Annotated in this window: 22 protein-coding genes; 7 read left to right on the top strand and 15 right to left on the bottom strand. The window is 54.4% G+C overall.

Features of this window, described 5'->3' with window-relative positions; genetic code table 11:
• The first annotated feature begins 9 nt into the window (after window positions 1-9).
• Both GPM24_RS20035 and GPM24_RS20030 read left to right on the top strand, forming a co-directional pair.
• Window positions 10-1,494, top strand: coding sequence for a Y-family DNA polymerase (locus tag GPM24_RS20035; RefSeq protein ID WP_233268913.1), 1,485 nt, complete (start codon window positions 10-12; stop codon window positions 1,492-1,494).
• A gap of 5 nt (window positions 1,495-1,499) precedes the next feature.
• Window positions 1,500-4,703 (top strand): error-prone DNA polymerase, encoded by a 3,204-nt coding sequence (locus tag GPM24_RS20030; protein ID WP_158829129.1) that lies wholly within the window; start codon window positions 1,500-1,502, stop codon window positions 4,701-4,703.
• 4 nt (window positions 4,704-4,707) lie between these two features.
• On the opposite strand, the gene GPM24_RS20025 is transcribed toward GPM24_RS20030, so the two are convergent.
• A complete protein-coding gene (locus GPM24_RS20025) occupies window positions 4,708-5,115 on the bottom strand; it encodes a VOC family protein (protein WP_158829127.1) in 408 nt (135 codons plus the stop codon).
• Window positions 5,116-5,254: 139 nt separating this feature from the next.
• Window positions 5,255-5,956, bottom strand: coding sequence for an SOS response-associated peptidase (locus tag GPM24_RS20020; RefSeq protein WP_158829125.1), 702 nt, complete (start codon window positions 5,954-5,956; stop codon window positions 5,255-5,257).
• 85 nt (window positions 5,957-6,041) lie between these two features.
• Between GPM24_RS20020 and GPM24_RS20015 the strand changes: the two genes are divergently transcribed.
• Genes GPM24_RS20015 through GPM24_RS20005 form a run of 3 tightly spaced genes read left to right on the top strand, consistent with a single transcriptional unit; the run spans window position 6,042 to window position 7,596 of the window.
• The gene (locus GPM24_RS20015; RefSeq protein ID WP_158829123.1) at window positions 6,042-7,145 is read left to right on the top strand and encodes a S1/P1 nuclease; all 1,104 of its coding nucleotides are present in this window, start codon (window positions 6,042-6,044) and stop codon (window positions 7,143-7,145) included.
• Window positions 7,145-7,378 (top strand): hypothetical protein, encoded by a 234-nt coding sequence (locus GPM24_RS20010; protein ID WP_158829121.1) that lies wholly within the window; start codon window positions 7,145-7,147, stop codon window positions 7,376-7,378. Before GPM24_RS20015 ends, GPM24_RS20010 begins: the two co-directional genes overlap by 1 nt.
• Window positions 7,375-7,596 carry a hypothetical protein gene (locus GPM24_RS20005; protein WP_158829119.1) on the top strand — a complete coding sequence of 74 codons (222 nt, stop codon included), beginning with the start codon at window positions 7,375-7,377 and terminating at the stop codon, window positions 7,594-7,596. Before GPM24_RS20010 ends, GPM24_RS20005 begins: the two co-directional genes overlap by 4 nt.
• A gap of 429 nt (window positions 7,597-8,025) precedes the next feature.
• Here the strand turns inward: GPM24_RS20005 and GPM24_RS20000 are convergent, their stop codons facing one another.
• A complete protein-coding gene (locus GPM24_RS20000) occupies window positions 8,026-8,265 on the bottom strand; it encodes a hypothetical protein (RefSeq protein WP_158829117.1) in 240 nt (79 codons plus the stop codon).
• A gap of 219 nt (window positions 8,266-8,484) precedes the next feature.
• Between GPM24_RS20000 and GPM24_RS19995 the strand changes: the two genes are divergently transcribed.
• Together GPM24_RS19995 and GPM24_RS19990 are read left to right on the top strand one after the other, a co-directional pair.
• Window positions 8,485-9,786, top strand: coding sequence for an AAA family ATPase (locus tag GPM24_RS19995; protein WP_158829115.1), 1,302 nt, complete (start codon window positions 8,485-8,487; stop codon window positions 9,784-9,786).
• The gene (locus GPM24_RS19990) at window positions 9,770-10,426 is read left to right on the top strand and encodes an HNH endonuclease family protein (RefSeq protein ID WP_158829113.1); all 657 of its coding nucleotides are present in this window, start codon (window positions 9,770-9,772) and stop codon (window positions 10,424-10,426) included. Before GPM24_RS19995 ends, GPM24_RS19990 begins: the two co-directional genes overlap by 17 nt.
• A 67-nt stretch (window positions 10,427-10,493) precedes the next feature.
• On the opposite strand, the gene GPM24_RS19985 is transcribed toward GPM24_RS19990, so the two are convergent.
• The 12 genes from GPM24_RS19985 to GPM24_RS19930 all read right to left on the bottom strand — a co-directional run bounded on the left by GPM24_RS19985 (window position 10,494) and on the right by GPM24_RS19930 (window position 23,293).
• Entirely contained in the window at window positions 10,494-10,832 is a 339-nt protein-coding gene (locus tag GPM24_RS19985; protein WP_158829111.1) for a hypothetical protein, read from the bottom strand.
• Window positions 10,829-11,098 carry a helix-turn-helix domain-containing protein gene (locus GPM24_RS19980; RefSeq protein WP_158829109.1) on the bottom strand — a complete coding sequence of 90 codons (270 nt, stop codon included), beginning with the start codon at window positions 11,096-11,098 and terminating at the stop codon, window positions 10,829-10,831. Before GPM24_RS19980 ends, GPM24_RS19985 begins: the two co-directional genes overlap by 4 nt.
• Before the next feature lie 264 nt (window positions 11,099-11,362).
• On the bottom strand, window positions 11,363-11,596 hold the full coding sequence (locus GPM24_RS19975; protein WP_158829107.1) for a hypothetical protein: 234 nt from the start codon (window positions 11,594-11,596) through the stop codon (window positions 11,363-11,365).
• A 182-nt stretch (window positions 11,597-11,778) separates the two neighbouring features.
• On the bottom strand, window positions 11,779-12,396 hold the full coding sequence (locus GPM24_RS19970) for a hypothetical protein (protein ID WP_158829105.1): 618 nt from the start codon (window positions 12,394-12,396) through the stop codon (window positions 11,779-11,781).
• On the bottom strand, window positions 12,396-13,172 hold the full coding sequence (locus GPM24_RS19965; protein WP_158829103.1) for a DUF4099 domain-containing protein: 777 nt from the start codon (window positions 13,170-13,172) through the stop codon (window positions 12,396-12,398). Before GPM24_RS19965 ends, GPM24_RS19970 begins: the two co-directional genes overlap by 1 nt.
• Before the next feature lies 1 nt (window position 13,173).
• On the bottom strand, window positions 13,174-14,343 hold the full coding sequence (locus GPM24_RS19960; RefSeq protein WP_158829101.1) for a zincin-like metallopeptidase domain-containing protein: 1,170 nt from the start codon (window positions 14,341-14,343) through the stop codon (window positions 13,174-13,176).
• 37 nt (window positions 14,344-14,380) lie between these two features.
• Complete coding sequence (locus tag GPM24_RS19955; RefSeq protein ID WP_158829099.1) at window positions 14,381-14,794, bottom strand: M23 family metallopeptidase; 414 nt, start codon at window positions 14,792-14,794, stop codon at window positions 14,381-14,383.
• A complete protein-coding gene (locus GPM24_RS19950) occupies window positions 14,791-15,201 on the bottom strand; it encodes a hypothetical protein (RefSeq protein WP_158829097.1) in 411 nt (136 codons plus the stop codon). Before GPM24_RS19950 ends, GPM24_RS19955 begins: the two co-directional genes overlap by 4 nt.
• Window positions 15,202-15,220: 19 nt before the next feature.
• Window positions 15,221-15,631, bottom strand: a complete 411-nt coding sequence (locus GPM24_RS19945) for a hypothetical protein (protein WP_158829095.1) — start codon at window positions 15,629-15,631, stop codon at window positions 15,221-15,223.
• 11 nt (window positions 15,632-15,642) lie between these two features.
• Window positions 15,643-17,646, bottom strand: coding sequence for a type IV secretion system DNA-binding domain-containing protein (locus GPM24_RS19940; protein ID WP_158829092.1), 2,004 nt, complete (start codon window positions 17,644-17,646; stop codon window positions 15,643-15,645).
• A 10-nt stretch (window positions 17,647-17,656) separates the two neighbouring features.
• Window positions 17,657-23,077, bottom strand: coding sequence for a helicase-like domain-containing protein (locus GPM24_RS19935; RefSeq protein ID WP_158829090.1), 5,421 nt, complete (start codon window positions 23,075-23,077; stop codon window positions 17,657-17,659).
• Window positions 23,078-23,293 carry a hypothetical protein gene (locus GPM24_RS19930; RefSeq protein WP_158829088.1) on the bottom strand — a complete coding sequence of 72 codons (216 nt, stop codon included), beginning with the start codon at window positions 23,291-23,293 and terminating at the stop codon, window positions 23,078-23,080.
• Window positions 23,294-23,301 lie beyond the last annotated feature (8 nt).

The raw sequence follows: 23,301 nt of genomic DNA, 5'->3' as shown, positions 1-23,301 counted from the left end.
AAAAGATATATGGCCTTATGGTTCCGCAATCTAAAGACGGACTGGCTGGCCTTGCGTCGCCCGGAACTCACGGCGGTACCCGTTGTCTTCACAATTCCCGATCACAACCGGGTCATCCTGAGTGCCGTCAACGGCATCGCAGCTGGCTATGGATTATGCCCGGGCATGCGTCTGGCGGATGCCAAGGCAATGGTGCCGGAGCTGCAGGTCTTTGAGGATAAGCCGGGACGGGAAAATAAATTACTGACCGGTATCGGGCAGTGGTGCATTCGTTTTTCGCCCTGGGTGGCGCTGGATCTGCCGGACGGGCTGCTGCTGGATATCAGCGGCTGCGCGCACTTGTGGGGAGGTGAAAGGGCGTATTACCGGGAAGTGGTGAACCGGCTGCAAAGCAAAGGGTACCAGGCGCGCGCCGCGATAGCAGACACCTCCGGAGCCGCCTGGGCAATAGCCCGTTTTGCGGCCCGAAACCCGATCGTACCTGCTGCAGGCCAGGGGAACGCTTTGCTACGTTTGCCGCCGGCCGCCCTTCGGCTGGAAGGACCGGTTCTGGACCGGTTGGATAAACTCGGCTTTGTCACTGTGGAAAGCCTGCTGAAGATTCCGCGTTCCAATCTGCGGCGGCGCTTCGGAGAAGACCTGCTGCAGCGCCTGCGGCAGGCCACCGGGGAAACGACGGAGTACCTCACCTGGCTACAGCTGCCTGCGGATTGGCAGGAACGGCTGCCCTGCCTGGAACCGATCCGCGCGCGCGCCGGTATCGAAGTGGCGGTGCAGCGCCTGCTGGAAATGCTTTGCGTGCGGCTGGCCAGAGAAGGAAAAGGCATCCGGACGGCCGTACTCCGCACGCACCGGCTAGATGGTAAGGAACAAGCTGTACAGATCGGCACCAACCGGGCGACCCATGATATGTTCCACCTTTTTAAGCTCTTTGAGCTGCAGATCGGCCAACTCGCTCCCGGACTGGGTATCGAACTGTTTATCTTGGAAGCACCGCATGTAGAGGACGTGGAGCAGCGCCAGGAAGCTTTGTGGGCAGGTAAAAAGAGCCTGCAGGAACAAGCATTCGCAGAACTGCTGGACCGGCTCGCCGGCAAGATCGGCGCAAAGGCCATTCGCCGTTACCTGCCGCGCGAGCAGCACTGGCCGGAACGATCCATCCAGCCGGCACAGGCGCTCCAGGAAAAGCCCGGTACCAGCTGGCGGACGGATCTCCTGCGCCCAACACAGCTACTTGCCCGGCCGGAACCGATAGACGTTTCGGCACTGCTGCCTGATTCCCCGCCGATGGTTTTCCGCTACCGGGGCGAAACACATCACATCCGGCACGCCGAGGGACCAGAACGCATCGAGCGGGAATGGTGGCGTGAGGCGGGCGAGCACCGGGATTATTATGCCGTTGAAGACCAGCACGGCGGGCGCTACTGGCTATTCCGACTGGGCCACTATCACCGGGAAGGCGGACAATGGTTTATTCACGGCTTTTTTTCTTAGACGATATGCGATACACCGAACTGCAAACCACGAGCAATTTTAGTTTTCTGCGCGGCGCCTCGCATCCAGATGAGCTGATCCGTCAGGCAGCGGCGCTCGGTTATGAGGGCTTGGCCATCACCGACCGTAATTCACTGGCGGGTATTGTACGGGCCCATGTCGCCGCCAGGGCTGCGAATATCCGCCTGATCGTCGGGTGCAGGCTGGACCTCATCGACGGTCCCGGCCTGCTGGTTTATCCAGCGGACAAAGCAGCCTACGGAGAACTGTCGGCGCTGCTGACCACCGGGAACCAGCGGGCCGAGAAAGGTAAATGTTATCTGTATAAAGCAGATATTTTTGGGTGCCGGGAGAAGCTCATCCGGGTCATTGTGCCCCCGGACCGGCTGACGGAAGACTTTGAGTTCGAGGAATCCTTTCGCGTGGCGGTTGCCGAATACCGGAGCGCGTTTGCGGCTGACCTGTACCTGGCCGCTACGCGGACCTACCGGGGCAATGACCACCGGCGGCTGTTCCGGATCCGCCAGCTTTCCGAGCGCTACGGCATCCCGCTGGTCGCCACCAACGATGTTTACTACCATGACCTGCAGCGGCGTGAGCTGCAGGATGTCCTCACCTGTATCCGCGAGAAATGCACGATCTCGAACGCCGGTTTTCGCCTGCAGGAAAATGCCGAACGTTACCTGAAGCCGGTGAGTGAAATGCAGCGCCTGTTCCGCACCTACCCGGAGGCGCTGGAAAACGCGCAGCGGATTGCCCTTGCCTGCCAGTTTTCCCTGGATGAACTAAACTACATATATCCCGAAGAGATCAATCCTTCCGGCCGTTCGCCGCTCGATGAACTCAAGCGGTTGACCTGGGCAGGCGCCAAAGCCTTTTATGGGCCCAAGCCGCCCGAGAAGGTCATGAACAGCCTGCGGCACGAGATGAAGTTCATTGAAGAGATGGATTATGCCAACTACTTCCTCTTTGTGCATGATATTGTCCGGGAAGCGCGCACCCGCGGCATTTTATGCCAGGGCCGGGGATCTGCGGCCAACTCAGCCGTTTGCTTCTGCCTGGGCATCACCTCGGTAGACCCCACGAAATTTGACCTGCTCTTTGAGCGCTTTATCTCCTCGGCGCGTAATGAGCCGCCAGACATTGATGTGGACTTTGAGCATGAGCGGCGGGAAGAGATCATTCAATATATTTATGAAAAATATGGCAGGGACCGGGCGGCTATTGTGGCCACCGTTACACAGCTCCGCCAGAAAGGTGCGATCCGTGACGTGGGCAAAGCCATGGGACTCTCGCAGGATACCGTCGAAAAGCTCTCCGCCGCCATCTGGGAATTTACCGATGAATGGTTTGAGCCCCAGCGCCTGATCGAGCAGGGGCTGAACCCCGACGACCCGCATTTGCGCAAAGTGCTCCACCTGACCGCCCAATTGATGGGCTTTCCCCGGCAGCTGGGCCAGCATACCGGCGGCTTTGTGGTGACGCAAGGAAAACTCACCGATTTATGCCCAATCATCAATGCCCGGATGGAAGCCCGGACCAACATCGAATGGAACAAAGATGATATTGAGGCTTTAAAGTTTCTGAAGGTCGATGTGCTGGCCCTGGGTATGCTGACCTGCATCCGCAAGGCGTTTGATTTATGCTTGGAGCATTACGGGCTGGCGCTGACATTGGCCAGCGTGCCGCAGGACGATGACCTGGTCTACCAGATGGCGAGCCGGGCGGATACCGTTGGGGTCTTTCAGATCGAGAGCCGGGCGCAGCAATCCATGCTCCCGAGGCTCAAGCCCAAGGAATTTTATGACCTGGTCATTGAGGTGGCCATTGTCAGGCCCGGTCCCATCCAGGGAGACATGGTCCACCCCTACCTGCGCCGGCGGAACGGCGAGGAGCCGGTCAGCTATCCTTCCAAAGAACTGGAAGAAATTTTAGGACGTACACTTGGCGTACCGCTTTTCCAGGAGCAAGCCATGAAGATCGCTATCGTAGCAGCCGGCTTCACCCCTGCCGAGGCGGATGAACTGCGCCGGAGCATGGCGACCTTTAAATTCAAGGGACTGGTTAACAAGTTCGAGGAGAAGCTAATCAACGGCATGACCGAGCGTGGCTATACCAAGGAATTTGCCACCCGGGTGTTCAAGCAGTTGGAAGGCTTTGGGAGTTACGGCTTTCCGGAGAGCCACGCGGCGAGTTTTGCGCTGCTGGTTTACGTCTCGCTGTGGCTCAAATGCTATTACCCGGACGTGTTTGCGGCGGCCCTGCTGAACAGCCAGCCGATGGGCTTTTACCAGCCGGCCCAGATCGTCAGCGACGCCCGGCGCCATCAGGTGGAAGTGCGTGCGATTGATGTCAATTACTCGCAGTGGGACAACACGCTGGAAAAACGAACCGGCGAACTGGCGCCGCTTCGCTTAGGCTTCCGGCAGATCAAGGGGCTCCGGCAGGACGATATGCTGCTGCTGATCGCTGGCCGGAAAATGAAATATCAGACGATTTCAGAAATTTACCGGGCTGGTGTGCCGCAGGCCGCACTGGAACGTCTGGCGAACGCGGATGCCTTCCGGTCCCTGGGGCTGGACCGACGGCAAGCGCTTTGGGAAGTTTCCGCCCTCGCGGATATGCCGCAGGGCCTGTTCGCCGGGCAGCCTTCGCCCAGCGCCATGGAGGGTCAAACCGAGCTCCCGCTGATGAGCATGGCCGAACACGTGATCGCCGATTACGCCACGGCCTCTTTGTCCCTGAAAGCCCATCCGGTTAGTCTCATCCGCGATGCACTGACCAGGCTCTCCATCTGCTCGGCGGAAGAAATCAACAATATCAAGGCCGGTACCCGCGTTAAGGCGGCAGGTCTGGTGATTTCCCGGCAGCGCCCGGGTACAGCTGGCGGTGTCTGCTTTATCACCATCGAGGATGAAACAGGGTCTGTGAACCTAGTGGTATTTGAAAAGCTGTTTGAAACCTACCGCAAGGAAATTTTGGGCGCCAAACTGCTGATGGTCGAGGGCTGGGTGCAGCGCGAGGGCCAGGTACTTCATGTGGTAGTGAAAAGCTGCCATGACCTGACTTTATTGATCAACCAGGCAGTATCGCCGGACAGGCAGCGGGACACGGCGGGCGATACGCCCTTTACAGCAGCGAACAGGCGGACACAGGTCCGGCAGCAGGCAGACAGCGAGGCAATGCCCAAGGCAAGAAATTTTCATTAAAGCACTAATCGGCAGAAGGCAAACTGCCCGGCTGAAGCAGGTCCCACAAATTGCCATAAAGGTCTTCAAACACCGCGACCAAACCATAAGGTTCTCGCCTAGGCTCGCGAACGAACCGGATACCTTTGGCTGCCATCTTATGGTAGTCACGCCAAAAGTCATCCGTGTGCAGAAAAAGAAACACCCTTCCGCCGGTCTGCTTGCCTACACTGGCTCGCTGCGTGTCGTCCGCGGCCCTGGCCAGCAGCAAATGGCATTCCCGGGCGCCGGGCGGCAGCAGCAACACCCAGCGTTTGTTATCGCTGATGGGCGTATCCTCCACCAGCCGGAAATCCAGCTGCTGGGTATAAAAAGCGATAGCCTCATCATAATCGAGGACAGTTAAGGCAATATGGGCGATCTTTTGGTACATGAGAAACGATTTAAGCAAGCCAGCCCGTCCGCTATTGGTTTGGCAGGTCTCGCGTTCGGTGCAAGAAGCAAACCTGGCATCTTTTCAAAAAAAATAAGGCATGGGCTAAAATGTCAACAGGGTGAATAAGCATTCAACGCTAAAATAACAGATTATCGTTGTCTCGCTTAAGCTTTTTAGGGGCTTTGGGTTCTTTCAGCAGCTTACGGCTGTGTTCTTCGATGGTATACATCTCCGCTGCGCAAGGCTTGAGCAAAGCCAGCAATTGTTCCTTGGTCGCGTTCGGGTTCATCCACAATCGCCGCTCGGCTTTGTTCAGGATGATTGGCATCCGGTGATGCACCCGGCTCATGGCGGTATCCAGGGGATCACAGGTAATCATGGTAAAGCTTTCAATGAGCTGTCCGCCGGCGCCTCTCCAGGTAGTCCAAAGGCCTGCTTTGTAGAAGAACTCCTCTCCAACAGGCCTGATCTTCCAGGTCACCCGTTCATCCACCTGCTTTTCATGCTCATAAAAGCCCCGGTTCAAAATCAGGCAGCGATGGGTCATGATCAGATCCCGGAAAGAACGAAGCTCAGTAAGCGTCTCTGCCCGGGCATTGAACATGGCGGGTACGGAAGCGAGATCGACTGTCGTGGCCGGCACCAGACCCCAGCGCATATACTGGATCTCCCGCGGCCGGTGATGCGTAATCACCGGAGACAGATCAGTTGGGAGCACATCCCCATCTTCCCTGTTTTCCATACCGGTAGTTCTGCCCGTCGTTTGCGGAACCGCAACCGGGACCTGCAATTTTTCAGAAAGGGTCCGGACATTTACGCTGACTGCTTTCGTACACATCCTACAAATATAAATATCCGGTTGAAATACTAAGCAGTTTAGCAATATTTTTAAGTGAGACTGAATTTCGGCTTATATTTGCGGCATGAAAAGATACGCCTGGTTCATTTTACTACCGATCACTTTTTTACTGGTATCTTGGGGATTTAAAGGGCACCGCGCCGTGGCTACTATCGCCCAAAAACATTTGACTTCCAACACCGCGTATGTGGTATCCGCTTACCTCAAAGGGGAAAGCATGGCGGAGGTAAGCACCTGGGCGGACGAGAATAAGGACCGGAATACGGCGCCCTGGCACTTTTTAAATCTGCCTTTAGGCCTTTCCCACGCCGAATTTGTCAAAGCGGTACAGCAAAGCGACAACAACGTCTACACAGCGATCCTGAAAGTAGAAAACACGTTGAAAGATAAAAGCCTGCCGCTGGACCAGAAGAACGAAGCACTGAAATATCTGATCCATCTGGTGGGTGATGCCCACCAGCCCATGCATGTCAGCCGGAAAGAAGATAAAGGCGGCAACACCATCCAGCTCCGCTATGAGGATAAAGGTACGAACCTGCACAGTCTTTGGGACGGCAGACTGATCGATCACGAAAACCTAAGTCCCGAGGAAATGGTGTGCCAGTATGATGTGGCTTCCGCTGCGGACATTAAGAAATGGCAATCGGACAGCCCGCTGGAATGGATATGGGAAAGCTATCAAATCTCCAGTAAGCTGTATACGGAAGTAAAGCCAGGGCAGACCATTGACGAAGCTTACTATCAAAAATATTTACCGGTAATCCATCAGCGTGTCGCGCAGGCGGGTATCCGCCTTGCAGGTGAACTTAACCAGCTTTTTGGAAACGAACAGTTGAGCAGCAGCCAAGTCCGCGAGGCCGCACAAGCCGCCCCAACAGCAGCTTTTGTTCCGGCCACCACCGTCATCAAACTCGAGGATATCAAAAACGCTATCGGCAAAACAGTTACCGTGAGCGGAAAAGTATATGGCGCTAAAGACATCGGCAGCATGATCTTGGTGAACCTGGGGGCTCCCTATCCCAACCAGCTGCTTACGATGGCGATTAAAGGCAAAGCCAAGGATGCAGCAGGTAACCTGGAAGGAAAAACAGTTACCGTAACCGGGCAGGTCATTGAGTACAAGGGCAAACCGGAAATTATCGTTGCTGACCCGTCACAAATCAAGTAATGAACGAACCTTTTATTCTTGAAGTAGACCATGAGAATCAAGTGCTGGCATTGCAGTCGGCATTCCAGCGTTATGGTTTCACGTACCGGATTACGGTGCAGGTAGGTGAAGTCACTTACCTGTTTGAAAAGGATGAGAAAGGTGAATACCGTGCGTTTACTGAAAGCGGCGAAAGAGAACGGCCAGACAAGGCATTGCTTAAGGCAATTGCCGCAAAGCTGAAAATGCTATGACGCTGTATGAGTTTAATGCGCTCAATGAGAATGAGCGGGCCGAGGTACTATGGGAACAAACACCCTTAAGTCAGCGCTTCGAACAGCCCTCCTGCGTCATCCTGCTTTACAGCTTGCAGGACTTCTATGCAGAAGTGTTCTACGACCAAGAGGAAAACCGGATTACCCGGGTGCGAGGCTTCCGGGCACTTCATTTGCTGGCGCCCTACCTTCCCTGAAGGTGCCGCAGCACGAAACCGCTCGCTAAGATGTTCGGAATCTGTCGGGGATAAGCCTACCTGCGTTAAAAAAACGTTAAACCTGATGAATGTTCGGAATTTGTCGGGGATAAGCCCTGGCGTTGGTCAGCGCCACGCCGTCCCCTCTATCGGCCTGCCAGCCAGAAAAGGTGCGCCGGCGCTTCCTCGTTCAATTTAAAATTTCCCAATACGACTTGCAAAGGTTCTGCAAGGAGAGGATAATAGAAAAACCAGCGTTACCAAGGAGACTGAACGACAAATTCCGAACATTCGTTACAAAATATGTATAAAGCGCCGTCTGCGGGTGCAGGATAAGGCCGGATCGGTTACGACAAATTCCGAACTTTTGTATTTGAGCATCCGCGCGGCTTTCTCCTGGAATATCATGACGACAAAAACCGAACCTTGTCAAAAACCATCCTTCGAGGTATCTGATGCCGGCGAGCTTCCCCGCTGCTGCTTCTGCCAGTAATAATACCACCTTTGATAATCCCCGATGTAAGCACAATCTCCGTCATCATACTCATCCACACACGGCTGGGTCTGGCCGTTTATGGTAAGCCAGGCCTTGAAAGGCTCCTGCTGCTCGGCGGGCAGTTCAGGAATGGCCACGATGGCATGTCGGTTATGCGCAAGTGAAAGTTTCATGCTGTGAAATGACCGACAGCTGTTATTCATTACAGCCATCTGACAGGCTAAGATACGCAAATCCGCAAAGCTCCGCATCCTTGAAAACGAAATGCGCACAGAGCGGCATAATGGTATCCGGCCGGGGCACAAGTTCGGTTTTTGTCGTAACGGCCGAGCACGCCCTAGCGTTTTAAAAAATTAGTCTAATTTAGCAGGACAAAGCCGCCAGTATACATCATGGGAATTGAAAGAGTAGTTTTTGATCATTATCGGTGTTTCGATCACTTGGAACTGAACTTCCGCCGGAAGGTAAACCTGTTCATTGGTGATAATTCCAGTGGTAAATCCACGATCGTACAGGGACTTACGACCGTACTGAATTCCTTTTTCAGCGGGTTCAGTGACGACAATACCAGATTTTACGGCTTGCAGAAGGCAGACTTTACAGAGATCGGAACGGGCACTGGGCTGGCCAATGAAGCGCCGATCGCTATTGGCTTCCGCTTCCTGAACGTAGAAGCCAAGCTCGAATTGCATTCCAAAAAGGGCCGCACCTTGCAAAAGCCGCTTGACCCAATATACCATTTAGGCAAGGAACTTTATACTAAGCTCTTTGATGAAGATAAGACACAGGCCACCGAACTGCCGTTGCTGGCCAGCTTTTCGACCAGCGATATTCACGTGAACCGTAAGAACTCGATCCGACCATTCATGCGGTATGATCACAAACCGTCCTTCGGGTATTACGAATGCCTGCAGGGCGACGGCTTTCTGACTTTCTGGACCAAAAGGCTGTTGATTTTAAAAGAGGCGAGTAAAGGGGAAATGGAACTGGAAGGTGTTCGCCGGGCGCTGATTGATGCGCTGGGACCGGAGGGCTGTGGGGTAATCAGTGATATGAGCATCCGTCACAACCAGGGCAGGGTGTATTACTGGTTGACGGATGGCAGAGAGGTAGATACCGACTCGCTGTCCGATGGATACCGGAGGCTGGTCAATATCGTGATCGACATTGCTTTCCGCTGTATGATCCTTAATCAGGGCATTTTTGGCCAGGACGCCTGCCGGCGCACACAGGGCACGGTGCTGGTCGATGAAATCGACCTGCACCTGCATCCTTCTTTGCAGGCCCGCGTCATCAAAGGCCTGCGGATGGCATTTCCGCAGGTACAATGGATCATCACCACGCATGCACCAATGGTGATGACGGAAATCGAACTGAGCGAAGACAACGTTATCCATAAGCTGCGCTATTGCGGGCCAGATCATCGGCAAGGCAACTATGCAGCTGATGAAATCGAATTGTACGGGTTGGATGCGTCCAGCATTATCGACTCTGCGTTACATACCACGCCCCGCTCGGCGGCGGTGGATAAAGAACTGACCGAACTTTTCAATCTGATTGAGGAAGAAAAGACGCAGGAAGCCGGTAAACTGCTGGGCGAACTGCGCGCGCGCTTCGGTGACGGTCTACCGGATCTGACCAAGGCGGAGACCCTGTTGAACTTTTACATGGACGCGGATGATCAGGATCAATAAAGGAAACGAGCCGAAGGAATGGACGAAGAAACGCGAGACTGCCGGCGCGGTTTATGAAGCTATTCCCGAACTTAAAGACGCCCTGCTAGCCGAACAGGGACACATCTGCGCATATTGCATGCGCCGTGTACCTGTCGCAAAAAAAGATCCGGGCAATGTAGAACTGGCCCGGATCGAACATATCAAATGCCGGACCGATTATCCCCAGCACAGCATGGATTATGACAACATGGTCATTTGCTGTCCGGGTTACATCAACGGTTCCGAGCATTGTGATAAGGCAAAGCATGACAAAGCGATCCGTTTCTCTCCGTTCGACCCGCGTGTGGAAGAAAGCATATCCTATAGCACAAAAGACGGCATGATTAAATCCGCCGAGAAAGCTTGGAATGAAGATTTCGATACGGTTTTGGTGCTGAATGACGCCATGCTGCGGCTGAACCGTAAAAACGCGATCGATGGTGCGAGAGCCTACCTGGAGAGGAAAAAGTGGAAAGAAGCTGAACTGAAACAGCTGCTGGATGGCTGGTCAGCCAAAGATAAAGAAGGAAAGTACCGGCCATATTGCGGCGCGGTCATCTGGTATATCAAAAGAGCCATCCGGGCCGGGCAGAATCCCAAAGCCGGCAAAGCAAAATGAGCCGATCGTAAGCCACCTAACCGGTCCCGCTTGCATCCGCGGAAACTTTGCCGGCAAACTGCTCCCTTCAGGGGAGGCAACTGTGCGGAGGGGAGGCTTTCAGCGTATGGAACAAGTGAACCTGGCTGGCGAGCGTCGGATGAAAAGAAGGGTGGTACTGGATATACCCATAGGTATGAAGTTCGCTGATGCATTTATGATAGGTTGCCAGAGAGGCAATCCGGCTTAGCGCCATCAGCGTTCTTCTCGATGCCCGGAAGGGACTGTTAAAACCGTTGCGCTGCCACTGGATGAACAGCGCCGCGAACAGACTGATGTGTGACGGTTTCAGCCGGCTATCGGCCGCCATCTTGGTAAGCAGAATGCTGAACGCGGCGAACTGCGGCGCCAGGTTCGGAGCGGTCATGAGGTGCCTCCTTTCAGCAGCTTTTCGATATCCTCCAGCTTATAATACATCAGGCTCCCGATCCGGGTATAGCTTAAGGAGCCATTGACCCGGAGGTTCTGTAACGTACCGGGAGAAATCTGCAATAGCTTTCTAACTTCGCTGCTTTTCAGCCATCTGGCCTGCTGTAAAGGGGCATTGCGGTCCAGCAGCTTCTTAATTTCCAGCAACAAGTCGGTTTTAAACGCCTGCAGGTCTTCCTGGGTGATCAATTCATTGGTCTTCATAATGTTATTTAATTAATGAGATGGCCCGGCCGGCGGGTATGGAGTGGGTGCGCATTTTCCTGGCAGGCACCCTGCGCCGGAATGTATCCTGATGCCCCCCGTCTGGTCGGAAGCCGCGCCTGCTACCTGGGAGGTCCGAGTTCAGCGCTGCGCAGGATGCATAAATGAAAAGGTCCGGTGGAATCGCTCCCCCGGACCTTTAACCTAAACCTTATCACAAAGCGGCGAAAGTCGCCGCAGATTTGGCAATATACAACTATATATTTAACTACGCTCGCGGTAAGCTCTCCAGCGCATGTACTCGCGGAACTGGTATTCTTCAAATTGCCGTTTCATCGCCGCCCGTTTGCTGCGCGCCTGATAGCGCCACAGAAATATGGCCCAAACGCCAAAGGCAATCGCATAGCAGGGCCAGGGATCCTTTCTAGTGGCAAGCGCGCCCCAGAAAGCAATCGTCGAAATGAAAAAGGTAAAAATGAGATGAACAAAATTTTTCATATTGCGGGTCATAAGGTTGCTCTAATATACTAAAAAAGTTAGTTCTGCGCAAGCATGCTGAACAAATTATTGTCATCATTGCTTTGATCAGGCGTGCAACAGATACGTGTTACCGGGGTCAGTCTTTTGCTCCCCGGGAATATACACCGGCGATCAGCAGAAACGCTTTACCGGCGGCAGCGCTAAGGAGCGGCCGGAGAAGCACGGCTAGCCGAAGCGTCATGCTGTAATTGTGCTAAATAAGTGGCGTGAACCCTAGGCTTACAGGTACGGATACCGCTGCGCAGCCCAAAGGCCTTCTCTACCTGGTGCAAACTGCAATGCGCTTCTTCCAGCCAGGTCTGCCGCGGGCCCAGGCTAATCTCAACCTTCTCTTTCTGCCAGCGCAGGCGCAGGTTTTTCCCCTGAAGCCAGCCCGCCACCCGGATGTCAGTCAGTGCACCCAGCAGATGATTGCCAAATACCAGGGTGATTCTGCGCCGCGGAAAGGTGCGGCGTACCCAGTCCAGCTGTTCGGGGGATGGCAGGTTTCCCAAAGACACCAGGGCCAGTCCGCTTCCGGCCTGATAAGCGTTTTTTTTAAGGGCAAACCAGGCCACGGCTTCCATGGCAGACGAAGTAATGATCACCTCCCGGGCATAGCGGTCACCGGCCTGCCATACGTGAGCGGTGGTGGGTACATAATGAAATCCTTCATCGTATATCTCCCGTGTGCCGCCATAATCAAAGGACAACTCATCCGCATGGAAAAAGGCCTGCACCTGATGAGAGAGGCCAAGCCTTTTTAGAAGGGCATTCATCAGCGCGCGCTGCCGTTCCGGTTATGGGAACGGTGCGGCCGTTCGGGCATGCCGCGGAACTGTTCTGCGGCCTCCTGCTCCGCATGGCGGTAGCCGGGGCTGAGGTGCACGGCTTCTTTTTCGTCCCTCGGCTGGTTGAACAGCGCATTCAGCCCTTTATAGACCATATACGAAAGCCCCCCGTCGATCAGAATGGAGGCGATGAGGGCAATTTTGTTGGAACGAACGCCGATGGCATCCACCCCGGAATAGGTAAAGCGGGTACGGTCTGCCAGTTCTACCTCCTGCCCTTTCCGGTAACGCTCTTTTTGCGCCGGAGTCAGGAATTCGTTGTTGACCATATCCGGCACCAGGATCTTTTCCGTATCCGAAACAATGAACTCGCGGGTATCGGCGTCAAATTCGACGAGGCGCTCAGTCTTGTTGCCTTTGGTGTCGCTGGTGATCTTCAGCAGACTGGCAACTTCCCCTTTCTGGAGCTGCGCCGATTCAGCATCACTTAGAAAATCTGGTGTTGCTGCTTTGCGGTAAACGGGATGAATGAGCAAATCCACTTTGCCGTCCGGGCCGTTCACCAAGGAAATCTTTGCCTGCAGCGATTTGATTCTGATGTTTTCGGCTTCCAGGTCGTGCAATTCCAGCAGACCGGTTCTGCGGCCCGACAGCAGGGCCTTCAGGTCATCGACGTTCAGCAGCAGCTGGCCGCCGGCGGCGAGCCCTATGGTTTCCAGGTCCCGCAAGGGAAGTTTTTGTTCGTTAAAGCTGATCAGGTTCATTTTAGCGCGTCATTTTATAGGTTTGTTGCAATTCAGGCTCTGCTCCTACTGCGCGGTCTTCTCCGCGGGGGTTTGTCTTGGCTTCCAGCAGGGACTGAAACAGACCGTCGCTGGGCTTGACGGTTCGCTTGGTGCCTTGGGTATCCTCAACCTTGATGCTCTTGTTCTTGTATACTTCCAGCACCTTGTAGGCCGTATCGAGATAAGCGATCTCATCCCCTTTGGCAAATCCGGGGGGCTTGGCAGCTGCTTGCTTCTGGATTCGCTCGCGGCCCGTACCCAGCAGCAGGCCGGTAATACGCTGCGCATCCCGGGCGGCTTTGGCGACCTCAAAGGGCTCGTCCTTCAATATTTTGGCGAAAGCGCCCATGTAAGACTTCTGCTGACCGAAATCATGGCCCAGTTTCAGTTGTCCGCCAATGAGAATGGCGGCGATGGCCGCGCGAAGTTCCTCGCGCGCATACTCCAGCGAACCAAATTTGCCCTCCATCGGCCGGTTCAGACGGCTCTCATGCCCGGACCAGTGCGCCAGTTGGTGGATGGCCGTCTGGTAATATTTGGTTTCATTCTCAAAAGCGCTTTTCTCCGGCAGGAAGATAACATCACGCTTTTGATCATAGTAAGCTTCCTGGCCGCCCTCAATAATCGTGGCGCCGCTGGATTCGAGTAAGTTGGCCGCTTTCTCAACCGGATTCAGGGTTTCTGCCGCGCCCATTTTACTGAGGTATTCCTCCAGCGGCTCAATGCCATTCAGCTGACTGCCGTTGAAGAGAAAACTTTTGGTGGGTTGCGGCTTATCGAAGGTGACCGTACGCGTCTGCGTGACGCCTTCCTCATTTTTGATCGGCTTATCATCCGGCGTACGCATTTTTTGGATCTCGGTTCTTTTGGAGAATTCGATCATCGTCGCCGCAGCATCCTTCTTGACCGGTGTGCCGGCAAAGCGAGCGGCATCGAAGGAGAGCCAGCGTGGATCTTCATGCCGCTGCATGCCCAGGATCAGCGCATTCATGGCGCTGTAACCTTTACCGGTTACCGGGTTAACCGGCGTAACAAAAGCCGGACGACCGTTTTCTTGGACGGGCTGCTGGAAAAGCGAAGTTCCGTCCTTGATTTCCTGGACCAGCTTCTCTGAAAGCTGGACCGGAAGTGCCTTAAAGTTTTTGGCCATATTGTTAAATTATTGATTTACTATGCACTGCTTCCGATCACCGGAGCAGCGCCTGAAGGAATTTGATAGGATTAATAAAGCTTTGACGGTAGCGCACCGCGAAATGCAGGTGCTCGCCGGTTACCCGGCCAGTCGCTCCCGTCATACCGATGGGTTCGCCCGCCGTGACCGTATCTGAAGCGGTGACCCAAACCTGGCTGAGGTGGCCGTAAACGGTTTCCACGGCGCCGTGCCGCAGAACGATATACCAGCCTAAAGCAGGGTCAGCGGCGATGCGGTGCACATCGCCCTCGAGTACGGCAAACACTGTGTCATGACGGGCATGCAGGTCAACGCCTTCGTGAAACCGGGCACTTCCGGTAAGCGGATGTAATCGGTATCCAAAAGCCGAATTGACCTGCAGATGCCGCAGCGGCAGGCAGACGAGCAGGGCTAAGAGGCAGCCCTTCACCGGCTGTAGGATTTGCTGATTTCCAATTCCCTGACCGGCGCGGCAGTCATCAGCGCTTTATCCCAGATACCGGGATTTTCAGCGGCCAGCTGCAGCGCGCCCACCATAGCCGTGGATGTGCCTTTTTCCTGGAGAAGCATGATCTTGTAAAGTGCCTTAAAATCATCCAGCTTCATGGAGGAGCCCTTATCATTCAATTCCTGCAGGATTTCGACCTTATGCTTCAGCAGCATCAGGTCTTGGCTACTGTAGATGCCCTGCGCACCGTTGAGCAGGCCTACATAGATCTCATCGCCCTCGCGGGCATAGTTGACGACACCGACCTTACCCTGCTGGCGGACCGGGTCGTCATGAAAATCGGGACGCACTATTACCAGCGACCCGTTCAGGTTTTCAAAATTTTTCATAGTTCATTCAAATTGAAGGTTAGCGGCCGATATGATGACGGCGGTCCTGCGCGAGGGCTTCATCCAGGCCAAGCACCGCATAGCCTTGCAGCTGTTCGTTTTGCTGCACCAGCTCCAATGCGGTCCGCCGCTGCTTAACAGAACCATAAGTCTGCAGCAAAGCCACGCTGTGCAGGTCTTTTCGCATGGCCGGCGATATGGAGGAGGCCCGGTTTTCCATCAGCTCGTAAAGCCTCTCGGGAGGCTGGAGCACCTGTAGCGCGCCGGCGCTGTAATGCGCCCGCAACTTATCGTCGAAACGGACCAGGTAGTCATCGCCATCGCTGTCAGCGTCTATGATGGTACCGATCTGTCCGGCTCTGCCGGCCGGGTCATCCCAAAGCAGCGGGTGCACCATTACCGTCAGCCCGGTCAGTTCATCTGCGTTCATGATACATGGAATTAATTGTTCTTAAATGATCCTTTAGGGGGCACAGGCGATTCCACCGGTTTGAAGCGGGCCACCAGCAGCTGCACTTCCTGGCTGATGCGGTGAAAGTTCTCGCGCAGCTTTTCATCCTGCCTGCCACCGAAATCGTAGTACTCCGGCAGCTGCCGGTAAGCTGCCGCTTCCCGTTTGATGGCAGCCATGTCTAAATTGATCCGGCAGTTGACGGCAGAGGTTTTGAACTCGCCGGTGTAGCGTTCATCGGCATCCGCAGCAATCACCCCCACCATCTCGCCGCTGCCCAAGGAGGCAATCTTGCCTGCCGGAATGAGCACTTCCAGCTTCTCGTTCAGCGAGGTCGAAGTTTTGTTGCGGTCAATTGACAGGCCTTCACCGATCTGCTTGGATTTGCCCAGCAGCCGTTCCAGCCATTCCAAGGTTTCTTTATTCCGTACCGCGCCGGAAAGCACCGTCCCGACCACGGAGGTAATCGTGGCTGCCGTATCCTTCCCGTATTGCTGGTTAAACTGCGGTAGTTCCTGCAGCCCCATCAGCACGGCTACCTTGTTCGAGCGAGCCGTGGCGATCAGGTTCTCGATCTTATGCACAAAAAGCGTCGGTACCTCGTCCACGATCAGCGCAGAAGGCAGGTTACCCTTGGAGTTGATCAGCTTGACCAGGCGGTTGATGATGATGGAATAGCAGGCCGAGTTGATGTTCTGCGTATTCGGGTCGTTGGCCAGCACCAGTATGCCCGGGCTTTCCTTTGCGGAGATCTTCAAGTTAAAATCATCCCCGGAAAAGACCCAAAAGGTTTCTTTTGTTGCCAGGCGGCTGATAAAGATTTTGAGCGTGCCGACCTGGCCCTCCAGCTGATCGAAAGCCCGCGCATGGTAGGCGGTCATGAACGGAGACAAAAGCGATTTGAGCTCCGGCTCCGACATCAGCGCATTAAAGATCTCCTCATAGCTCCGGTTCAGCAGCGCCAGCACATGTGGAAAGCTCGAATATCTTCCCCCCTCATGCTTGCTGAGGAAATAAATGCAGGAAGCCAAAAAATTGATCGCGGATTGGGTAAAGAACTGGTCGCTGCCGCCGGAGCGATCGCCTTTCTTTAAGGCTTCAACCAGCGCCTCCGCGGTTTCCGCGGCATCGGCCAGCGTCCGGATATAGTCTGCCCGCCAGGGATTGATCCGCCGGCTCCTGGCCACATTATCCAGGTTGATGACATGGAAAGCAAAGCTTTTCAGCTTTCCGCGCTGCTTGGCCAGCAGATAGTGGTAATAAGCGATCTCGCCCAGATCGGGGAACTTAAAGTCGTACAGGCAGACGGCAAACTCTTTGGCAATGAGCTGGCGGATAAACGGGTTCACAACAGAAAAGCTCTTCCCCGAACCCGGCGTACCAATAACCATCGTGCCGCGAAAAACATTGCAGATGTTGATCCAGCCGGACCTTACCTTTTTTTCGTAGTAAAAAAGCATCGGGATGTTGACTGAATACGGCGTTTCCAACTTTTGCTGCGGCTGCAGAAAACTCTCCGCATCGGTATTCCATTTATCCTTGCCCAGGCCCGAGCGGATGATCTTCGAAATGTTATCCATAGCGAAGCTCACCAGCAGCGCACCCATGAAGGAACACACCACATAAACCATATCATAGAGTTTCGTATGCGCAAACACCCACGGCGACGCCCGGCCGAAATATACCAGGCTGCCAAAAAACAAGGCAAGCCCCAGCGCCAGCGGGTAAACAATATCCTGCGCAGGCTCGAGGTCCACTTTTTTCTTGGAGAGCGTACCTACGCTGACCAGGCAGATCAGCGCAAAGGTGGCGAGCTTGCTGTAAATCAGGTCATGATAAACAGGCAGGCGGGAAAGCCGGCTGATCACGGATATGAAAAAGCCCCAGAAAGGGGCTTTCGGATAAATAAAGACAATAGCTTCCAGGAATATGGACACGTAGATGCCGCATTGCAGGAAACCATGCAGCTTCTGCTGCTCACGGGTTTCTTCCATAAAATTTGATTTAGCGTTTTACAGATGATCTGACGGTCTGTTCAGGAACTTGGCCTTCCGTGTTATCGGCTTCAGCCAGCGCCTGCTGCTCCTGCTGTTCGCGTGCCTGGATATTACGTGTGATTTCGTCCTCCAGCAAGGTAAGGCTGTCCTTTAATTCCCAGAGTTCGGCCTCGTTTTCAAACGGCCTCAGCGTCAGCTCCCGCACTTGCGGTATTTTCTCGTTCAGTTCCAGGAGCTCCTGACGGTACTTTTCCACGATGCTGCCGACCCGGTCGATGCTGTTAAGAAAATAACGCGCCGCAAGTTTTGGATTATCTACATTCGGCGCGCCGTCATTCTGCAGGTAGCGGATGCCAGTTTCCCGGCTTTGAGCATAAAGGCGCCGAATTTTTTCGTCACCTTCCTCCGAATAATTGACTTTCAGGCTGATGTACAGATCGAAGCCATAGAGCTCACCGATCCGCTGCTCTGGAAGCTTATCTTTCGGTTCCCACCGGTGATAGAGCTGGATCAGCCGCTTGCCCGCGGCCACCGCATCGGCATCGGGCAGGTCAAATAGCCGTAATGCGTTGCGTTTTAGGCCCTCATCGTCATAGCGCAACAATTTTCGGTAAGCACTTTCATCTGTTACAGCCAGATCCAGTCTTTGGGAAGTGGTTATCTTTCGATTTTCCAGGTCCTCCAGGAGATAACGGCTGCGGGCTACCTCCTTGAAGTGGGCGGACTTGTAACTTTCCAGTTCCGCGACCTTCTTTTCCAGGCGAGTCTTTTCCAGCAATGATGTATCCCCGGAAAGAATGGCAATGTATTCCGAAAAGTTCATGCCGCTTTGCTCATCCATCGCGCCCTCGTCCAGTGTCCGGACCACGAGCTGATCGCTTTTCATCTGGCTGATGAAGGTCTGCTTGTTCTTAAGCAGGTTGAACTTGTAATTATCCAGCGACTGCTCTACGGCATAGATAAAGTTTCGGACCTTATTGTCATAATGCGCTTTGGCCAGCCAGTTGCCCTGCCGGGCACCGCGTCCGTTCCGCTGCTCCAATTCTGAAGGCTTCCAGGGTATGTCCAGGTGATGCATGGCGACGATCCGCTTTTGCACGTTCAGGCCGGTCCCGGCTTTTTCGGTGCTACCGAGCAGGATCCGGATGCGCCCGTCGTTCATCAGCGAGAACAGCTCTTTTTTCTTCCGGTCGGTCCAGTCATGGATGAACGTGATCTGTGCAGCGGGCACACCAAAATCTTCCACCAGCTTGCTGCGCAAGGCATTATAAACATCAAAACCATCCGGACGCGGCGTGCCGATATCACTGAAAATGATCTGCGTACCGCGATGGCGCGTGCTCTCATGGTAGATCTCTGCGACCTGGCGCGCGCAGACGCTGACTTTACTCTGCGGGTGATCATCAAAGGCATGTTCATTGACCAGGCGCATATCCACCGCCATTTTCTTGGCATAGTTGGTGGCAATCAGCATGCGGCCTTTGTCTTCCTCCGGCGAAAGCGGCTGCCGGCCCAGCCGCTTGCCGTCACCGGTTTTGGCAAACTGCATGAGGCGTTTAATGAAATCCTGCTGATCGGGCGTCGGTTTGATATTGACCAGCACCTCCTCCAGTTCCGGCTTGTCGAGCTGAATATGTTTGGCATTCTTATAGTCCGTAATCTGGTTATAGAAGATGGCCAGCTCCGGCACCTTGATGAAATGACGGAAACGTTCCTTGGCCCGGATCTCGTTGGTCACAGAGAATTCAAAGTCCACCGTCTTGCGCGCATACACCGCAGCCCAGGCGTCAAAGTTGGAAATGGCCTGCCGGTCCATTTCGTTTGGCCGGAGATATTTAAAGATCAGGTACATCTCGGTGAGACTATTGGAGATGGGCGTACCGGACAAAAAGGTGGCACATAGGTCGGATTGCTGCTTTTCCTGCAGGGTGCGAATGGCAAAGAGCATATTGAGCGCCTTCTGGCTGCCCTGTATATTGCCCAGGCCCGCTACCCGGTTATGACGCGTGGTGAAAGTCAGGTTCTTGAACTTGTGTGACTCATCGATGAAAAGGTGATCGACGTGCATCTCCTGAAAGTTGATACCCTTATCCTTCCGAGTCTCTATAGCGTTCAGTACCTCTGCCAGCTTGTTTTCGAGGTTCGACTTCCGTATCTCCAGGCCCTTGAGCATTTTCCGGCTGATCTCACCGCCCAGGTCACGCAGGGTTTCCAGATCCCGCTCCACATGATCGAGCTCGGTTTCAAAAATCTGCTGCTGGATCTCGGGTGACTGCGGAATTTTGCCGAACTGGTCATGCGTCAGGATGATGCAGTCCCAGTTATTGTTCTTGATCTCGTGAAAAAGACGCTGCCGTTTGGCCAGCTCAAAGTCACTTTCGCCGGGAGCCAGCACGCGTGCTTTCGGGTAAGCTTTGCGGAACGTTTCCGTGATCTGTGCGACGTTGGCTTTCAGCGCCAGAATCATGGGCTTGTGAATAAGCCCCAGGCGCTTCATTTCTGCTGCCGCGACGATCATCGTGAGTGTTTTACCCAGGCCCACCTCGTGGTCGATCAGGGCGCCGCGGTTCTGGATCACCCGCCAGGCCGCATCCTTCTGGGAACTGTACAGGTCCGTGATGCCAAGCGCCTGAAAATCCAGTCCCGGAAACCTGAGGTGACTACCGTCAAACTGCCGGAGCACATAACAATTAAACGTCTCGTTATAAATCGTTTCCAGCAGCAGCTTATCTTCCGGTGACAGTTCCTGCAGCCAGGCATTGTACTTCGAGCGGATCGACTCGATCTTGCGGTGTGCATTTTGAATCGCCTCCGTGTCCGGCATCCGGACCGTTTTGCCGTCCCGCTCTACCGGATAGGTGATGTAAGGGCTGGTGTTTTCCAAGGCATGCTCCAGCAGCGTATGGGCTGTCATCCGGTCACTGGCCCTGGGCACCACGGCATACTCCTCATTGGTAATGGTGTTGCCCCGTCCGTAACTTACCTTGAACGTATCCAAAGAGGGGAAATAACCGACCTGGGTCTCGGTTTGGAACAGCTGGCTCGCAAAACGTTCATAGAAGTCGAGGGGCACCCAGCGTTCACCCAGATTGAAGTCCAGGAGCTCAAAAGGGATCTTCTCGGGCTGCACCCGGCGAATGGCAGCCAGGCTGCGGGCGACCTGGAGGTCTCCGGGCTGACGAACATCGGCTTGTTCCGCCGCTTTGAGCTTATTTACTACATTGCCGGAGAGATAACTGTCCGCGGTCTCCCATTGTCCGGACTCCGGATTCAGCAAAATCTGCTTTTCGAGTGAACTGATGACCTGCGCTGCCGCAAGGCCTGTTGCGGCTGCGATCCTATCCAGATCTACACGGCCAACGTCGTTGAGGCAGATGGCCAGGGCTTCGGCCGGATCCTCCGTCTTCAGCACCTTGCGCTGGGGAAAGATTGGGCTGTGGAAGATATCCGAGCGAATAAATCCCTCACCGTCCCGGACTTCCAGGGAAGAAAGCATCCGGAAGCCGAATGCCGGATCAAGCAGCAGCCGGGAAGGGTTTTGCCCTTTATTGAGCTCCCCATATTTCACGAGAAAGGCCTCGTAACAAATGTTCAAGGCCTTTCTGATATCGGGAAACGAGATCAACTGCTGCGATTCAAGGTCCATAAGTTCCAGGTAGGTATCCCGCAGCTGGACATAGTCACTGTAGAAAGCCAGATCAGGAGGCGGCTCCAAGGGTTTGAATATCGCACCTGAAGCCTCCACTTCGCCCAGCAGTCCAACCTGGTTCTCTAAAATCACCAGGGTATCCTTGCTGTAGAAAGGCCGCAGATCCTTCACTTGTTTCGGGCGCTGGCCGCCCAGATCAAATTGCCCGGCCAGCGTCGCATCGCCTTCGTACCGGAAATCATGGGCAAAGCGGCGTAAAGAAGCGGTGATCGCCTGCAAATGCTGACCGACGGAATGCCCCGACAGCCATTGTGCCGGCGGGTTTACCTCTGCTACATTCGAATACAGCCGGTACAGGTAACGGTTGCTCGATTTGGCACGTGCTGTAATTAACAACAGACTGTCATGGGCAGGCTTATCTGTTGTACGGAGCACGCTGACCAGCCGCGCCGTTTCTGCGGCCACCGTTGCCCGGTCCAGGTCATCGAGGTAGGCGCTGGTAATATTGATTTCCGGTCGCTGGTCAAACAGGCCCAGCTGCCCGCTCATGGTTTGCTGTTTAACTTCCGGCACAGGCAAGAAGGTTAAGCGCATCTCCTGTGCCTGGCCCGCAAGGGAGATATCCTGCCACTTGCGGCGATCGATTCTTTGGAGGTCTTTCCCGAGGAGAGCTGCAAGCTGATCGCCGACAACCTCCATTTCACCGGACTGCCAGAGCACGCCTGCTGCCTGACCATAAGCGTTCGTGCTTTCCCGCAGTTCATTTCCCATCCAGCGCGAAGGCTCCGAGGCCAGGTAGCTGTTCACCGAATATTCGCCATACTGATTCTGCCGGGATACGGTGGCGATCAGCTCAAGCTCCTCGACACTCAGCGAATCCTTATGATTATTCTTCTGCACCATCAGCAGATGCGTGCCCACTTCCACATTCGCGGTATCCAGCATCAGGTTGGCCGGCAGTGCCGCCACGCTGATAAAGTCGGCTGAGGTGAACAGAAATTTTCTTGCCGTCTCGTTGGACGGGCTGTTCAAGAAGGCATCGGTAACCAGGTAGGTCAGTATGCCGCCGTCCTGCAATTTGTCCAGCCCCTTGGCAAAGAAGTAGTTGTGAATTTTGGAACTGATTCCCGCCCGGCTATAAGCCGGATCGTAGACGGAAAAGTTTCCGAAAGGAATATTGCTGATCACCAGATCGGACCTTTCCCGTTCCGAAGGCGAGGTTTCTTCCAGTCCCGAAATCTGAACGCGTCCCGGAATGTCCGCGCATTTAAAAATGGCAGACAGGATCCTGCCAGTGAGCACATCCTTTTCCACCGCGTCCACATGTTGCAGCTCAGGAAAGATGCGGAGTGCCGGCAGAATAAAGGCGCCTGCACCTGCGCTGGGCTCGTAAAGTCGTTTGGGCCGGATGCCGGCATCCGCCATCGCAGCGTAGATGGCGCGGGGTAGAAACTTGGGTGTGTAATAAGACGTCAGCACACTGCTTTTCAGGGATTCGACAGCCCTTTTATAATCATTCGCAGGTAACTTCCCTTTCAACAATTCATGAAGCGCAACGATCTGCGGATGCAGTTTCAAATCTGCAGCAGAAGCGTTCATTTGCTGCCAGGAAGCCAGATCCCCGGCACCGTAGAGAATTGCTTTGATGCCGCCGAAACCCGCATACGGCAGCAATTTTCCGATGGCATCACCTGCAGTACTTAAACCCGCTGTAAAGTTGAGTGCAGCCTGAATAGCCGCGATATTGTCCGCTAGTTTTTTCTCGGTGTGAAATGCCATCTAAACCTCCTGTAAATAGTCCGCTATCGTGCCGATCACTTCATAGCGAAGAAACCGGTCATCATCATTCAGGCCCTCAAGCAGCGGAGCGCAGAGCTCCTGGATATTAGTCAGCTCGTAATGCAGAATGCCCAGGTTAGAGAAGCGCAGGTATACCGGCAGAAATTCCTCCTCCAGTACGAGCCTGAGGTAATCGTAAGCAATGGAATCGGTCATGATGTAAG

This window comes from Mucilaginibacter lacusdianchii (assembly GCF_009770985.1).
Classification (GTDB): domain Bacteria; phylum Bacteroidota; class Bacteroidia; order Sphingobacteriales; family Sphingobacteriaceae; genus Mucilaginibacter; species Mucilaginibacter lacusdianchii.
Note: the sequence above shows the minus strand (reverse complement) of the source record. Positions and strands in the feature narration are given on the sequence as shown.

Excerpts from the sequence above, each read along its gene's own strand:
- GPM24_RS20000 (WP_158829117.1), bottom strand. The coding sequence starts at position 8,265 with ATGAAACTTTCACTTGCGCATAACCGACATGCCATCGTGGCCATTCCT.
- GPM24_RS19930 (WP_158829088.1), bottom strand. The coding sequence starts at position 23,293 with ATGACCGATTCCATTGCTTACGATTACCTCAGGCTCGTACTGGAGGAG.
- GPM24_RS20020 (WP_158829125.1), bottom strand. The coding sequence starts at position 5,956 with ATGTGTACGAAAGCAGTCAGCGTAAATGTCCGGACCCTTTCTGAAAAA.
- GPM24_RS20015 (WP_158829123.1), top strand. The coding sequence starts at position 6,042 with ATGAAAAGATACGCCTGGTTCATTTTACTACCGATCACTTTTTTACTG.
- GPM24_RS20030 (WP_158829129.1), top strand. The coding sequence starts at position 1,500 with ATGCGATACACCGAACTGCAAACCACGAGCAATTTTAGTTTTCTGCGC.
- GPM24_RS20025 (WP_158829127.1), bottom strand. The coding sequence starts at position 5,115 with ATGTACCAAAAGATCGCCCATATTGCCTTAACTGTCCTCGATTATGAT.
- GPM24_RS19990 (WP_158829113.1), top strand. The coding sequence starts at position 9,770 with ATGATCAGGATCAATAAAGGAAACGAGCCGAAGGAATGGACGAAGAAA.
- GPM24_RS19970 (WP_158829105.1), bottom strand. The coding sequence starts at position 12,396 with ATGAATGCCCTTCTAAAAAGGCTTGGCCTCTCTCATCAGGTGCAGGCC.
- GPM24_RS19950 (WP_158829097.1), bottom strand. The coding sequence starts at position 15,201 with ATGAAAAATTTTGAAAACCTGAACGGGTCGCTGGTAATAGTGCGTCCC.
- GPM24_RS19945 (WP_158829095.1), bottom strand. The coding sequence starts at position 15,631 with ATGAACGCAGATGAACTGACCGGGCTGACGGTAATGGTGCACCCGCTG.
- GPM24_RS19995 (WP_158829115.1), top strand. The coding sequence starts at position 8,485 with ATGGGAATTGAAAGAGTAGTTTTTGATCATTATCGGTGTTTCGATCAC.
- GPM24_RS19980 (WP_158829109.1), bottom strand. The coding sequence starts at position 11,098 with ATGAAGACCAATGAATTGATCACCCAGGAAGACCTGCAGGCGTTTAAA.
- GPM24_RS20035 (WP_233268913.1), top strand. The coding sequence starts at position 10 with ATGGCCTTATGGTTCCGCAATCTAAAGACGGACTGGCTGGCCTTGCGT.
- GPM24_RS19960 (WP_158829101.1), bottom strand. The coding sequence starts at position 14,343 with ATGGCCAAAAACTTTAAGGCACTTCCGGTCCAGCTTTCAGAGAAGCTG.
- GPM24_RS19935 (WP_158829090.1), bottom strand. The coding sequence starts at position 23,077 with ATGGCATTTCACACCGAGAAAAAACTAGCGGACAATATCGCGGCTATT.
- GPM24_RS19965 (WP_158829103.1), bottom strand. The coding sequence starts at position 13,172 with ATGAACCTGATCAGCTTTAACGAACAAAAACTTCCCTTGCGGGACCTG.
- GPM24_RS19975 (WP_158829107.1), bottom strand. The coding sequence starts at position 11,596 with ATGAAAAATTTTGTTCATCTCATTTTTACCTTTTTCATTTCGACGATT.
- GPM24_RS19985 (WP_158829111.1), bottom strand. The coding sequence starts at position 10,832 with ATGACCGCTCCGAACCTGGCGCCGCAGTTCGCCGCGTTCAGCATTCTG.
- GPM24_RS20010 (WP_158829121.1), top strand. The coding sequence starts at position 7,145 with ATGAACGAACCTTTTATTCTTGAAGTAGACCATGAGAATCAAGTGCTG.
- GPM24_RS19940 (WP_158829092.1), bottom strand. The coding sequence starts at position 17,646 with ATGGAAGAAACCCGTGAGCAGCAGAAGCTGCATGGTTTCCTGCAATGC.
- GPM24_RS20005 (WP_158829119.1), top strand. The coding sequence starts at position 7,375 with ATGACGCTGTATGAGTTTAATGCGCTCAATGAGAATGAGCGGGCCGAG.